12 protein-coding genes are annotated in these 14,332 nt (G+C 63.4%); 11 read left to right on the top strand and 1 reads right to left on the bottom strand.

Annotated features, from left to right (window positions below; all coding sequences use genetic code 11):
* Window positions 1–13 precede the first annotated feature (13 nt).
* Window positions 14–787 carry an SDR family oxidoreductase gene (locus AC1D1J_RS11240; protein ID WP_477694724.1) on the bottom strand — a complete coding sequence of 258 codons (774 nt, stop codon included), beginning with the start codon at window positions 785–787 and terminating at the stop codon, window positions 14–16.
* A 145-nt stretch (window positions 788–932) separates the two neighbouring features.
* Here AC1D1J_RS11240 and AC1D1J_RS11235 point away from each other — a divergent pair, with 145 nt between their 5' ends.
* From AC1D1J_RS11235 to AC1D1J_RS11185, 11 genes are all read left to right on the top strand, one after another.
* On the top strand, window positions 933–1,889 hold the full coding sequence (locus AC1D1J_RS11235) for a LysR family transcriptional regulator (RefSeq protein WP_477694793.1): 957 nt from the start codon (window positions 933–935) through the stop codon (window positions 1,887–1,889).
* Between the two features lie 81 nt (window positions 1,890–1,970).
* Window positions 1,971–2,891 carry a glycine--tRNA ligase subunit alpha gene (gene glyQ / locus AC1D1J_RS11230; protein WP_348049382.1) on the top strand — a complete coding sequence of 307 codons (921 nt, stop codon included), beginning with the start codon at window positions 1,971–1,973 and terminating at the stop codon, window positions 2,889–2,891.
* Window positions 2,891–3,190 (top strand): antibiotic biosynthesis monooxygenase family protein, encoded by a 300-nt coding sequence (locus AC1D1J_RS11225; protein WP_477649325.1) that lies wholly within the window; start codon window positions 2,891–2,893, stop codon window positions 3,188–3,190. Before glyQ ends, AC1D1J_RS11225 begins: the two co-directional genes overlap by 1 nt.
* Window positions 3,191–3,201: 11 nt before the next feature.
* Window positions 3,202–3,735, top strand: a complete 534-nt coding sequence (locus tag AC1D1J_RS11220) for a metal-dependent hydrolase (protein ID WP_477672064.1) — start codon at window positions 3,202–3,204, stop codon at window positions 3,733–3,735.
* Complete coding sequence (gene glyS / locus AC1D1J_RS11215; RefSeq protein WP_477694723.1) at window positions 3,732–5,837, top strand: glycine--tRNA ligase subunit beta; 2,106 nt, start codon at window positions 3,732–3,734, stop codon at window positions 5,835–5,837. Before AC1D1J_RS11220 ends, glyS begins: the two co-directional genes overlap by 4 nt.
* A gap of 24 nt (window positions 5,838–5,861) precedes the next feature.
* Window positions 5,862–6,434 carry a D-glycero-beta-D-manno-heptose 1,7-bisphosphate 7-phosphatase gene (gene gmhB, locus AC1D1J_RS11210; protein WP_477688670.1) on the top strand — a complete coding sequence of 191 codons (573 nt, stop codon included), beginning with the start codon at window positions 5,862–5,864 and terminating at the stop codon, window positions 6,432–6,434.
* Between the two features lie 118 nt (window positions 6,435–6,552).
* Window positions 6,553–7,332 carry a lysophospholipid acyltransferase family protein gene (locus AC1D1J_RS11205; protein WP_477649341.1) on the top strand — a complete coding sequence of 260 codons (780 nt, stop codon included), beginning with the start codon at window positions 6,553–6,555 and terminating at the stop codon, window positions 7,330–7,332.
* Between the two features lie 36 nt (window positions 7,333–7,368).
* Complete coding sequence (locus AC1D1J_RS11200; protein ID WP_477694722.1) at window positions 7,369–8,397, top strand: M48 family metallopeptidase; 1,029 nt, start codon at window positions 7,369–7,371, stop codon at window positions 8,395–8,397.
* Between the two features lie 148 nt (window positions 8,398–8,545).
* Complete coding sequence (locus AC1D1J_RS11195; protein ID WP_348049366.1) at window positions 8,546–8,986, top strand: response regulator; 441 nt, start codon at window positions 8,546–8,548, stop codon at window positions 8,984–8,986.
* A gap of 61 nt (window positions 8,987–9,047) precedes the next feature.
* Entirely contained in the window at window positions 9,048–13,352 is a 4,305-nt protein-coding gene (locus AC1D1J_RS11190) for a PAS domain S-box protein (protein WP_477688672.1), read from the top strand.
* A 115-nt stretch (window positions 13,353–13,467) separates the two neighbouring features.
* Entirely contained in the window at window positions 13,468–14,112 is a 645-nt protein-coding gene (locus AC1D1J_RS11185; protein ID WP_477694721.1) for a response regulator, read from the top strand.
* Window positions 14,113–14,332: the final 220 nt, after the last annotated feature.

The raw sequence follows: 14,332 nt of genomic DNA, 5'->3' as shown, positions 1-14,332 counted from the left end.
GCGCGGGAGGTGCTTACAGCTGGCTCATGCCGCCGTCGACGATCAGCTCGGTACCGACAATAAAAGCCGCCTCACGCGATGACAAATACACCACGGCGCTGGCCACTTCGTCGGGCGTGCCGAAGCGTTTCAGCGGCACTTGCGCCTGGATGCCGGCGGCCAGCGCATCGAGCTGGTCTGCAGGCACGCCAAGCTTGCCGTACAGCGGCGTTTGCACCGGCCCGGGGCTCACCACATTGACGCGGATGCCGCGAGCGACCAGCTCACCCGACAGCGTTTTTGCCAGCGAAATCAGCGCCGCCTTGCTGGCGGCATAGACGCTGGAGTTGGGCATGCCGATGTGGGCATTGATCGAGCCGTTCAGGATGATGGCGGCGCCCGTGTTCAGCAGTGGCGACAGTGCCTGGATCGCAAAGAAGGCGCCCTTCACGTTGACATTGAAGGTGTCGTCCCAGAGTGCTTCGTCCACGCTTTCGAGCGGGGCGAATTTGGCCAGGCCGGCATTGATGAACACGGCGTCCAGCGTGATGCCTTCGGCGGCCAATGCGCTGGCCAGTGCCTTGGCCGAGCCGCTGGCGCCTGCGTCGTTGCGCAGGGCGATGGCGCCTGTGCCCAATTGGGCTTTGGCCTGGTCCAGTGACGCCTGGTCCCGGCCGGTGATGATGACTCGCGCGCCTTGCCCGGCGAATTGCAGGGCGGTGGCCAGGCCGATGCCGCTGTTGCCGCCCGTGACCAGCACGGTCTTGTTGGCGAAGCGGGGTGTGAATGAAGTGGTTTGCGTGGTCATGTCGATTTCCTTTGTCTTGGGTAGGGGTTCCTGGTTCGGTGTGCTTACTGCCTGCCGATGAGTCCAATGTAAGTTTCATCTTCTATTGGAGGAAGGCCGTAAAACTGATTTAATCATTCATCTTTTATGAATGATTGGGGTTGAAATGGACCGGCTGCGTGCGTTTGAGGTGTTTGCCGCCGTGGTGGGCCGCGGCAGTTTCACGCGTGCGGCCGATGCGCTGGACACCTCGCCGGCCAACGTCACCCGCTATATCAATGAGCTGGAAGCCCACCTCGGCACGCGCCTGCTCAACCGCAGCTCCCGCAAGCTCTCGCTCACCGAAAGCGGCGAAGCGCTGTATGAGCGCAGCAAGTCGATTCTTGAAGAGGTTGCCGACGCGGAGGCGCTGGCCTCGTCGGCAACCCTGCAGCCGCGCGGGCGCCTGCGCATCAATGCGCCTGTGAGCTTTGGCATCCGTCACCTGGCGCCGCTGTGGCCGCGCTTCATGCAAAGCTATCCCGAGGTGGAACTCGACATTGCCCTCAGCGACCGCGTGGTGGACATCGTGGAAGAAGGCTACGACCTCGCCATACGCATCTCGCGCACGGGGCCGGCCACCCATGCGGCCCGCAAGCTCGCGACTTCCTGCAACATCCTCTGTGCCGCACCGGCCTACCTGAAAAAGCACGGCCGCCCGGCTGTGCCCGCCGACCTCGCGGGCCACCGCTGCCTGGGCTACACCTATGCCGCCACCGCCAACGAATGGCATTTCATCGACGGCGAGGGGCGTCCCCATGTGGTCAAGGTCAACTACATCATGCACGCCAACAACGGCGACACAGCCCGCGAAGCGGCCGTGGCGGGGCTGGGCATTATCTGGCAGCCGGCCTTCCTGGTTGGGGAAGACCTGCGCGAAGGCCGGCTGGTGCCCCTGCTGCCGGGCTACCGCATGCCTGAAATCGACGTGCTGGCGGTCTACCCCAGCCGCCGGCACCTGAGCGCCAAGGTCCGTGTGATGGTGGATTTCCTGGTCGAGGCCTTCAAGACCGGGCCCGGCTGGTATGTGCCGCCCACCCAGATGCCGCTCACCAAGGCGCCCGCGCGCCGCCGCGTAAAATGACCGGCTTGGCGGCCGCCACCTGAGGCGCCGCTCCCCGGGCCTGCAATCCAGGTGCCCCGCGTTTGGCAAAACTCCACTCTTATGCTTACTTTCCAGCAAATTATTTTGAAGCTGCAGTCCTATTGGGCTGACCAGGGTTGCGCGCTGCTGCAGCCCTACGACATGGAAGTCGGCGCAGGCACTTCGCACACCGCGACGTTTCTGCGCGCGCTGGGCCCCGAGCCCTGGAAAGCCGCCTATGTACAGCCCAGCCGCCGCCCCAAGGACGGCCGCTACGGCGAGAACCCCAACCGCCTGCAGCACTACTACCAGTACCAGGTCGTGCTCAAGCCGGCACCGGCCAATATCCTCGAGCTCTACCTCGGCTCTCTGGAAGCGCTGGGCTTTGACCTGAAGAAAAACGACATCCGCTTTGTGGAAGACGATTGGGAAAATCCGACGCTGGGCGCCTGGGGCCTGGGTTGGGAAGTCTGGCTCAACGGCATGGAAGTCACGCAGTTCACCTACTTCCAGCAGGTCGGCGGCATCGACTGCAAACCCGCCACCGGCGAAATCACCTACGGCCTGGAACGCCTGGCCATGTATTTGCAAGGCGTGGACAACGTCTACAACCTCACGTGGACCGAAGGGCCTGATGGCTCCAAACTGAGCTATGGCGACGTCTACAAACAGAACGAAGTCGAGCAGTCCACCTACAACTTCGAACACAGCGACGCCGATTTCCTCTTCACCGCTTTCACGGCGCATGAAAAGCAGGCCAAACACCTGATCGACGTGCAACTGGCCCTGCCGGCCTATGAGCAGGTGCTCAAGGCTGCCCACAGTTTCAATTTGCTGGACGCCCGCGGCGCCATCAGCGTGACCGAGCGCGCCGCCTACATCGGCCGCATCCGCAACCTGGCCCGCGCCGTGGCACAAAGCTATTACGAAAGCCGTGAGCGCCTGGGCTTCCCGATGGCGCCGCGTGAATGGGTCGAGCAAATGGCGAAGAAGGCGGCCTGATGATTCTGGAAATCGCCCAGTTGCAGGTCAAGCCCGGCGAAGCGTCCGCTTTCGAGGCGGCCTTTGCCCAGGCGCAGGCCATCATCGCGTCAATGGGCGGCTACCAGGGCCACGAGTTGCAGCGCTGCCTGGAAAACGACCACCACTACATGCTGCTGGTGCGCTGGAACACCCTGGAAGACCACACCGTGGGGTTCCGCCAGTCAGAGCCCTACCAGGCATGGCGCAAGCTGCTTCACCATTTTTACGATCCGTTTCCCACGGTGTTGCACTACGCCGATGCCACGCCAAAACGGTGAGCTGATCTTCGATGCCCACCATCTTTTCCCACATCGCCGTCCCCGTTGCTGCTGCAGTGGCCCTCGGTAGCAAGCGGATACCGCCTTCCATGCTGGCGGCGGGCATGGTCGCGGCCATCCTTCCCGACTTTGACGGCATCGCTTTCAAGCTCGGCATCCATTACGGCGGTATCTGGGGGCATCGCGGCTTTACCCATACCCTGGGCTTTGCGCTCGTTGTGGGCCTCATCGGCTGGTGGCTGGCGCGGCACTGGAAACTGGCGCCATGGCAGGGCTATGCGTGGATCGCGCTTTGCGTGTTCTCGCATCCCTTGCTGGACACCCTGACCAATGGCGGCGTGGCCATTCCTCTCTACTGGCCGTTTTCCGACCAGCGGTTTTTCAGCCCATGGCGGCCGGTTGAAGTTTCGCCGGTCTCCTTTTCCCGGTTCTTCACGCAACGCGGCGCCGACGTGTTGCTCAATGAGATCCAAACCATCTGGCTGCCGCTGATGGTTGCAGCCCTGGCCATTTTTGCGCTCCGACATTCCCGAAAAAACCAATGAACGCCTCCCAAAATCTTCTCGTTGAACTGTTTGTCGAAGAGCTGCCGCCCAAGGCGCTCAAAAAACTGGGCGATGCCTTTGCCGGCGTGCTGTTCGAGCAGCTCAAGACCCAGGGCCTGACGGCGGCAGATTCGGCCCTCACGGCATTTGCCTCTCCGCGCCGTCTGGCCGCGCATGTTACGGCGGTGGCCGCACAGGCCGTCGACAAGGCTGTTTCGCAAAAACTCATGCCGGTGGCGGTGGGGCTGGATGCTTCGGGCAATGCCACACCCGCGCTGCTCAAAAAGCTGCAGGCGCTGGGCGCCGATGCGTCGGCGGTTGCAGGTCTCAAGCGCGCGCCCGACGGCAAGGCAGAGGCGCTGTTTTACGACAGCAACGTCAAGGGTGCGACGCTGGTTGAGGGGTTGCAGAAAGCCTTGCTCGAAGCCATTGCCAAATTGCCGATTCCCAAGGTCATGACCTACCAGCTGGCCGACGGCTGGAGCGATGTGAAATTTGTGCGCCCGGCGCACGGCCTGGTCGCGCTGCACGGCAATTCGGTGGTCGCTATCGAGGCCTTGGGCCTGAAGGCCGGCAACATCACACACGGCCACCGCTTTGAAGCGGCCGTCGACCCGGTGGTGCTCAAGGATGCCGACGCCTACGCCGCTACCCTGCAAAAAGACGGCGCGGTGATCGCCAGTTTTGCCGCGCGCAAAGCCGAAATCATCAAGCAGCTTGCTGCAGCCGCGGCCAAAGTTGGCGGCGGCGCCAGGGCGATTGAAGACGACGCCCTGCTCGACGAAGTGACCGCGCTGGTCGAACGTCCCAACGTGCTGGTCTGCGAATTCGAAAAAGAATTCCTCGGCGTGCCGCAGGAATGCCTGATCCTCACGATGAAGGCCAACCAGAAGTACTTCCCGCTGCTCGACGCGTCGGGCAAGCTCACCAACAAGTTTCTCGTCGTGAGCAATATCAGCCCGACGGATGCCAGCGCCGTGATCGGCGGCAACGAGCGCGTCGTGCGCCCGCGCCTGGCGGATGCCAAGTTTTTCTTCGACCAGGACCGCAAAAAGACGCTGGCTTCGCGCGTTGAAGGCCTGGGCAAGGTGGTGTATCACAACAAGCTGGGCACGCAGGGTGAGCGTACGCAGCGCGTACGCGCCATTGCCGAAGCCATTGCCAATCGCCTGAATGCCAATGTCGCCGATGTGCGGCGCGCCGCCGAACTGGCCAAGACCGATCTGGTGACCGACATGGTCGGCGAGTTCCCCGAACTGCAAGGCACCATGGGCCGTTACTACGCGCTCAACGACGGCCTCAGTGCTGACGTCGCCGACGCCATTGAAGACCATTACAAGCCGCGTTTTGCCGGCGACGAGTTGCCGCGCAACACCGTCGGCGTCATCGTTGCGCTGGCCGACAAGCTGGAAACGCTGGTCGGCATGTTCGGCATCGGCAATCTGCCGACGGGCGACAAGGACCCGTTCGCGCTGCGCCGCCATGCACTGGGCGTGATCCGCATGCTGGTCGAGAAAGACCTGCCTTTGGGCCTGCTGGAACTGGTACAGGGCGCGCAGCCGGTGTTCGGTGACAAGATTCAGGATGCCTCCGTGGCGTTGGTCGACTTCATCTACGACCGCCTCGCCGGCTCCCTGCGCGAGCAGGGCTACAGCGCGCAAGAGGTTGATGCCGTGCTGGCGCTCAAGCCCCAACGTCTCGGCGATGTGGCCAAACGCCTGGCGGCCGTGCGCGCCTTTGCCGCGCTGCCTGAAGCGCCTGCGCTGGCTGCGGCCAACAAACGCGTCGGCAACATCCTGAAGAAGGCTGAAGGCACGGTCGAAGCTGCGGTCAAACCTGAGCTGCTGCAGGAAGCCGCCGAGAAATCCCTCGCTGATGCATTGAAGACCGTGGGCCCCAAAGCCGAAGCTGCTTTTGCCTCCGGTGACTACGCCGCCTCGCTGCAGGCACTGGCCGCGCTCAAGGCACCAGTCGATGCCTTCTTCGACGGCGTGATGGTCAATGCCGAAGACCCGGCTCTCAAGGTCAACCGCCTCGGCCTGCTGGCCACCCTGCATCAAGCGATGAACCGGGTAGCTGACTTGTCCAAGCTAGCGGCGTAAGCTTCCAGCCAAAGGCAAACCACCATGAAACTCATCATCCTCGACCGCGACGGCACCATCAACAGCGACAGCGACGACTTCGTCAAGGCGCCGGACGAGTGGCTGCCGCTGCCGGGTTCGCTGGAGGCCATTGCGCGCCTGAACCATGCCGGCTGGCACGTCGTGATCGCGTCCAACCAGTCGGGGCTGGGGCGTGGCCTCTTTGACGTGGCGGCGCTCAACGCCATGCACGCCAAGATGCACAAGCTGCTGGCCGCTGTCGGCGGGCGCATCGATGCGGTGTTTTACTGCCCGCACGCCCCCGAAGACAGCTGCACTTGCCGCAAACCGCTGCCTGGGCTTTTCGAGCAGATCGGCGCGCGTTTCGGCGTGCCGCTCAAGGGGGTGCCCACCGCAGGGGATTCGCTGCGCGACCTGCAGGCCGGCGCGGCTGCCGGGTGCGAACCGCACCTGGTGCTGACGGGCAAGTCGGCGCGCTACCGCAGCGGCGGGCAGCCCGAGGGCCTGCCCGAAGGCACGCAGGTGCATGCTGATTTGTCGGCATTTGCCGATTTCATCCTGGAACGCAGCGCCCGGCCCCTGCAAGTGGCCCTGTAGGTGATGCTATAAAAATACTAGCTGCTCGCGCCCGCCACATAAGGGCCAGAGCCTTGAAACACCGTGAAAACTGCTGTACACCAGCATCCACAACCTGCTTGATACCGGAAACCTTGACATGCGCCTGATTCGATCAATCCTTCACCTGCTGTGGATGGCCATCACGGTGATCCCCTGGGCTACCTTTGTGGTGATCGCCTCACTGTTCGTCAGCAGCAACACCATGTACTGGATGTGTGCCGGCTGGCTGCGTGTGGCGGTCAGCGGTGGCACCTTCATCCTGGGCATCAAGAACCGGGTAACCGGCATGGAAAACCTGCCTACGGGCCAGACCAGCGCCGCCGTGCTGCTGCTCAAGCACCAGAGCACCTGGGAGACCCTGTGCATGCCCACGCTGATGCCGCATCCCCTGGCTTATGTGTTCAAGAAAGAGCTGCTCTACGTGCCGTTCTTCGGCTGGGCCATGGCGCGCATGGACATGATCCACATCGACCGCAGCCAGCGGTCGCAGGCCTTCAACAAGGTCGTGGTGCAGGGCAAGCGCCTGATGGCGCAGGGCACATGGGTCATCATGTTCCCCGAAGGCACGCGCATCCCGCGCGGCCAGAAGGGCACTTACAAATCCGGCGGTACGCGCCTGGCCATTGAAACCGGCGCTCCCGTGATCCCGATTGCCGTGACCTCGGCCAAATGCTGGCCGCGCAAGGCCTTCATCAAAACCCCGGGCATTGTTGACATCTCCATCGGCAAACCGATTGACAGCACCGGCCGGCAGCCCGACGAGTTGATGCGCGAGGTGGAAACCTGGATCGAAGCCGAAATGCGGCGCCTTGACCCCGAGGCTTATGCCGGTGAAGTGGTCGCCGCGCCCGCCACACCCGTCGCACCCAATACCTGAGCGGCCAGCCTGCCCATGCTGTCAAGCTAAACTGCCATGATGCAACGGCTTCTTCAGTTCACGCTCGACCTGTTTGATTCCGCGCCGGCGCCGCTTGCTGGCGTTCCCAGCGGCTCCAAAGCCAGAAAAATCAAGCCAAAAAGGCCTGCAGCGCCCGATAGCCGGGCGCCACCAGCTATTGAAAATATAGCAACGGCCGATTTTGTGGGGCCCCATCTTCCCGCGCAAACCATCCAGCAGGCATTGGCTCCGGCTACTTTCCGCCACCACCGCGCCAGCCGTGAGACCGTGCTGGACGGCGTGCTGGTGGCCTACGAGTTCCGCCGCAGCAAACGCAAGACCATCGGCTTTTCTGCCGGCGCCGACGGCCTCACGGTGAGCGCGCCCAAATGGGTGCCGCTGTATGAAATCGACAAGGCGGTGCTGGAAAAATCCGGCTGGATCCTGGCCAAGCTGCAGGAAACCCGCGCGCGCCATGAGCGCCTGGAGTCCGCACGCATTGACTGGAAGGACGGCACCACGCTGCCTTTCCTGGGCGACCAGGTCATTGTGGTGATCGATCCGCGGCATGCTTTCGGCGGCGTCGGCGCCGAACTCAAAACCGGCACCGCGGCCGCCGAAGTCTTGCTGCGGGGCGACGGCGATGCGTCCAATGGCACCTTGCCCGGTGTGGCGCAGCTGACGCTGCATGTGGGCCTGCCCCACCATGCCACGCCCGAGCAGATCCGCGACGCCGTGCAGGCCTGGCTGATGCGCCAGGCCAAGCGGGTCTTTACCGAGCGGCTCAACCATTTCGCGCCGCACCTGGGCGTGCAGTGGCGCAAGCTCAGCCTTTCCAGCGCCGGCACCCGCTGGGGCAGCGCCAGCGCCGATGGTTCCATCCGGCTGAACTGGCGCTTGATCCATTTCAAGCAGTCGGTGATCGACTACGTGGTGGTTCATGAATTGAGCCATTTGCGTGTCATGGACCACAGCCCGCGTTTTTGGGACACCGTGCGCGCGGTGGTGCCTGACTACGCCGAGCTGCGCGGCCAGCTCAAGGACGAAGCGATCCCCCGCTGGTAGGCCTGCGCTGCAGCGCCCGGGCAAGCCCCGTCAAGAGACGTGAAAGGGGTACAAATCACAGTACTGCGGCGTTTCTTTACTTGGTAATATGAGAAAACACCAAAAACCAGAAAACGACAGGGATTGACTCCGCGCACCTGAAGTCCACATGAACGACAAACTCATACTCGTAGTTGAAGACAACCCGGACCACCTGGAACTGACCGTGCTGACGCTGGAGGAGCAGGGCGTCACAGCCGAGATTGCCGTCGCCCGGGACGGTGTGCAGGCGCTGGACTTTCTGTTCGGCCAGGGTGCCCATGCGGGGCGCGACACGCAAAGGCAGCCGGCTTTCATCCTGCTCGACATGAAGCTGCCCAAGCTGTCCGGCCTGGACGTACTGCGCAGCGTGCGGGCCAATCCCCTGACTGCGCTGGTGCCGGTGGTCATGCTGACATCTTCCAGCGAGCGGTCCGACATCGTGGCGTGTTACCAGAGCGGGGCCAACGGGTTTGTCCGTAAACCCGTCGATTTTGGGGGGCTGACCGAAAAGCTCAACCGCCTGCAGGCGTACTGGCTGGGCGTCAATGAATCCATCGCGGCCGGCTGACATCCCGTGACGCACCGGTGGACCAGAAACACCCGGTGCCGGTACCTGCGGCGCTGATGCCATGAAGCTTCATATCACGCTGCGGACCCGCCTTGTCATGCTCGTGCTGGTGGCGATCGTGCCGATGTTTGGCCTGTCCATTTTCAAGGCCGTCTACAACGCCGACACCGCCGTCGAGCGCGCCCAGACCGACCTGCAATTCGCCGCATCGCTGGCCGCATCCAGCCAGCAGCGCCTGGCGGAATCGGCCCGGCAGATACTGACGGCAATTGTTCATGTGCCCGGCCTGCGGGACGGCAACGCCGACCGCTGCAACCGCTACCTTGTAGAGCTCAACAAGCTGTTTCCGCTTTACGCCAATTTCGGCATTGTGGGAACGGACGGCTATGCGCTGTGCAACGGGCAGGAAGGCGTGCGGCTCGGCTACCTGGGCGACCGGGCCTATTTCCGCAATGCCGTTGAGCAGCGCAGCTTTGTGGTGGGTGAATACATTGTGGGGCGTGCCACGGGCCGGCCTTCCATCACATTTGCGTTGCCCCTGCTGGACAAGGACGGGCGCGTTGATATCGTGGCTTTTGCGTCGGTTGACCTGGCCGAGATGGCGAAATCCACCATCGACGTCCAGCTGCCGCCCGGCGGCGCGCTGGGCATACATGACCGCGGCGGCGTGCTGCTGGCGGGCAAACCCGACCTCCCCATACGGATCGGGCAGGTGGCCAGAAGCCCCGTGCTGAAGGCGGCCGTGCAGCAGATGCGTGCCGGAACCAGCGATGGGCAGGACGGCACCGGGCAACGCCGCCTGTGGGCTTTCATGCCCAGCAGCCCCGACGTACACGCCGCTTTCTTTGTGGCGGTCAGCCTGGACCGCGAACTGGTCGTGGGCGCCAGCCGGGAACAGCTGTGGCTGGAACTGGTGGTGTTGTTGCTGGTGGCATTTGTGGGCGGCGGCGTTGCCTGGGTCATTGGCGGGCGTGCCATCGTGGAGCCCACCCGAAACATCCTTGAGGCCATCCGGCAGCTTCAGAACGGCCGGCTGGATGTGCGGATACCGCCCGGCCGGCCTGACGACTTCGGGGAGTTTGCGAAGATATCCACGGGCTTTAACCGCATGGCCGAGTCGCTTGAGCAACATCGGAGTGTCCTGGAGGCCGAACTGGCAAACAGCGAAGCCATCCAGCAGAAACTGCGGGACGCCCAGCGCCTGGGCCGCATCGGCTACTGGCAGCTGGACACCAGCACTGATGAAAGCTGGTGGTCCGATGAGGTTTACGAGGTGCTCGGCGTTGACCGCACGACCTTCGACAGGAGCCATGGCGGATTCATGCAGCTGGTCCATCCCGGGGACCGCCAGGCCTTCAAGGAACGGCGCGATCTGTCCGTTCGGAGCAACCAGCCGCTGGACATGGAGTTCCGCATCGTCACGTCCGCTGGCGAGATTCGATGGGTCCACCTGTTTGGCCGCGCTGACGAAGCGCAGCCCGGGGACACCGGGCAGGAGGGGCAAGGCGCGGGCCGCGGGCCGTCGGGGCGCCGCCGCTCCGGCGTGATCCAGGAAATTACCGACCGCAAGCGCGCGGAACTGGTGGTGGCCCGCAGCACGGAGCTGCTGAACCGCACCGGCGCGCTCGGGAAAGTCGGCGGATGGGAGGTCGTTGTCGACACCATGACGCCTTACTGGTCTGAAGAAATTTACCGCATCCACGAACTCGATCCGGCGGCCGGCCTCGGGGTGGAGGAGGCGCTCGGCTTTTATGCACCCGAAGCGCGGCGCACCATCCGCTCGGTCGCCCTGGCAGCCCTGAAGCAGGGTACCCCATGGGACCTGGAGCTGCCCCTCATCACGGCAAAGGGCCGGCGCATCTGGGTGCGCACGCAGGGCCGGGCTTTGCAGCGGGACGGCAAGGTCGTGAGCCTGGTCGGTGTGCTGCAGGACATCACGGAACAGCACGAAGCGCAGGCGCATCTGCGCCTTCTGGAAACCGCCGTATCCCGGCTCAACGACATTGTGCTCATCACCGAGGCCGCCCCCATCGATGGCGCCGGCCCGCGCATCATCTTTGTCAACGACGCTTTTGAGCGCCGTACCGGTTACACGCGTGAAGAGGTACTGGGAAAAACGCCACGCCTGATGCAGGGCCCCAAAACGCAGCGGGACGAGCTCGACCGCATCAAGGCCGCACTGGAAAAATGGCAGCCCGTACGCGCCGAGCTGATCAATTACACCAAGAGCGGCGAGGAAGTCTGGCTGGAGCTCGACATTGTTCCGATCACCGACACCAAAGGCCACTACACCCACTGGGTCGCGGTGCAGCGCGACATCACCCAGCGCAAGCTGGCAGAGCAGGCGCTGGTGGAAAGCGAGCACCGCTACTCGGCCCTGTTTGAAATGGCGCCGATTCCGATGTGGGTTTTTGACGCCGAGACCTATCGCTTCCTCACGGTCAACGAAGCCGCCGTCAAGAGTTACGGCTATACGATGGAAGAGTTTCTGTCGATGACGATCTACGACATTCGCAGCGAAGCGGAAGCTCAAAACCTCCGGACCCAGCACACCGCCTCGCCTTTGATCGTCAGGGAGCGTTGGGAACATCGCCGCAAGGACGGGTCATTTTTCACTGCCCGCCCATTTTCAACCTCGGTGCAGTATGCCGGCCGGCCGGCGCGTTTTGTCCTGGCGCTGGATATCTCGGCCCAGGTCAAGGTTGAAAATGAGGTCCAGGAACACCTGTACACCTTGCAGCGCGCCGCTGACGCGGCCCAGGCCATCACCTGGCACCAGACGCTTGAAAGCACCATGCACGAGGTGGCCGAGCAGGCCCGGGGGGTGATAGGCGCGCACCAGGCGATCGTCAGCCTCACCGTGAACAGCGACTGGGGGCAAGCCATCAACGCCCTGTCGCTTTCCGAAAAATATGCGAAATACCGGGACATGATCGAGGCGCCCGACGGCACCGGCATTTACGCCCTGGTCTGCCAGACCAACCGGTCCATGCGCATGACCCAGGCCGAGCTGGAGGCGCATCCGCGCTGGCGCGGCTTCGGCAGTTACGCCGACAAGCATCCGGCCATGCGCGGCTGGCTGGCCGTACCGTTGACGGGCCGCGACGGCAAGAACATCGGGCTGCTCCAGCTGTCCGACAAATACGAGGGCGAGTTCACGCAGGAGGACGAATATGTGGCGCTCGAACTGACCCAGCTCGCGTCCATCGCCATCCAGAACTCCCGCCTGATCGAGGAGGTCAGCCAGCTCAACACCGGACTGGAGCAGAAAGTCGCCGAGCGCACACTGGCGCTGGAGCGGCAAGAGGCGCTCTTCCGGGCGCTGGCCGAACAGGCACCCCAGGTGGTATGGACCAGCGACCCGGACGGCGCGGCCACCTACTTCAACCGCGCCTGGTTTGACCTGGCGGGCGGCAAAATGGAGGACTGGACCGGCACGCAATGGTTTGCCGCCATTCATCCGGACGACCTCCCCGATATCAGGGCCCGCTGGCAGGTCGCCCGGGAGACGCGGTCGCAATACTCGGGCATACGCCGCGTGCTGGCCAAGGACGGCGTGCACACCATGTCCTACCGCGCATCGCCCGTGCTGGACGAACGCGGTGAAGTGGCCTTTTGGGTGGGCATCGACGCGGACATCACCGAGATCAAGGCCATTGAAGCCGCCCTGCGCCTGTCCAATCAGGAACTCGAAGCGTTTTCATACTCCGTGTCGCACGACCTTCGCTCGCCGCTGAACACCGTTGACGGCTTCAGCCGCCTGCTGGGCAAACACCTGGGGGCCGATGCCGGCGAGAAGGTGACGCACTACCTGGCACGTATCCAGGCCGGCGTGGCGCAGATGGGGCAACTGATTGAAGACCTGCTGTCGCTGGCGCAGGTGTCGCGCACCCCCCTGAATAACAAGGTGGTGGACCTGTCGGAGCTTTCCCGCATCATCCTGGACGAATGGCGGGTGCGCGACCCCGAGCGCAAGGTTGCGGTGAACATCGAAAAAGGCCTGAAGGCGCACGGCGACAGCCGGCTGGTCCGGGTGGTGATGGAAAACCTGATCGGCAATGCCTGGAAGTTCAGCGCCCAGCAACCCCTCAGCGAAATCACAGTAGGCTGCCAGCTGGATGCCGCGGGGCTGCCGGAGTTTTTCGTCAGGGACAACGGTGCCGGCTTCGACATGGCTTACGCCGACAAGCTCTTCAAGCCGTTTCAGCGCCTGCATGCTGTCGCGGAGTTTCCGGGCACGGGCATCGGGCTGGCCACCGTCAGCCGCGTGATCAAGCGGCACGGCGGCAGGTTGTGGGCCGAGGCGGCGCCCGGCAAGGGGGCAACGTTCTTCTTCACCCTGCCCACGGCACCGCTGTCTCCCTGACGCTGGCAGTGCTCGCTGGTGTTAGTTGATGCTTACTATCATTTTCTGTGAAGCGATTGAGTCGAATTGATTAAAATGCCCAAAATGAAACACTCCAATCCCCGTTCGGTCTGCCATGGCGCGTGAACCCAAGTCCTTCGAGGCCGCGATCACGGCTGCGGATTTCTCCAGCGAGGATTACTGCGGCACCAGCTATGCAGCCAAGCTTCTGGGGCTCTCCGTTGCGACGGTGCAGTCCCTGGTTGAAAAAGGGGAAATCGAGGCGTGGAAGACGCTGGGTGGGCACCGCCGCATTGCGCTGCAGTCCATCAACGCCTACCTGGCCAAAAACAGCCCACAGCTGTCCCGCGTCGACACCGACCCCAAAAGCCGCCTGCGGGTGCTGATGGTGGAAGACGACGAAGACACCCGCGAGCTGTACCGCTGCCAGTTTGAAGACTGGGACCTGCCGGTTGACTGCACCTGGATGCCATCTGCCCTGGAGGCCATGATGGATATCGCCAGCATGCGGCCCGACCTGCTGATCACGGACCTGTCCATGCCCGGCGTGGACGGCATTGAGATGCTCAAGGCGCTCAAACGCAACGTGCAGCTGGCCGATATGCAGATCGTGGTGATCAGCGGCCTGCCGCCCGACGCCATTGAGGCCCGCGGGGGCCTGCCGCAGCACGCCCACCTGCTGAAAAAGCCTGTCAATTTTGAATGGTTGCACGGTTACCTCACCGCTTTGGTGACGGCTAACCGGAAGTGGAGAGCCTAGCCCCCACGGTCGCTCACTGCGTGTAGCTCCCTGCCCCCCGAGGGGGCCGCTGCGCCTGCGGTCTGGCAAAGCCAGTCCCGCGGCCCCTGCTGGTAAAGAAGGGGCCCCACAGCCATCCATTGCATTCTTATGTGCTTAATCGGGCTGTAGGCCAATAGAGGCGAGCGCGAGCAGCTACTAAAAACATAGCGCCCTGCTTGTGCGGGCGGCCTCCGCGGCC

Source organism: Polaromonas sp. P1_F8, from assembly GCF_056405635.1.
Note: the sequence above shows the minus strand (reverse complement) of the source record. Positions and strands in the feature narration are given on the sequence as shown.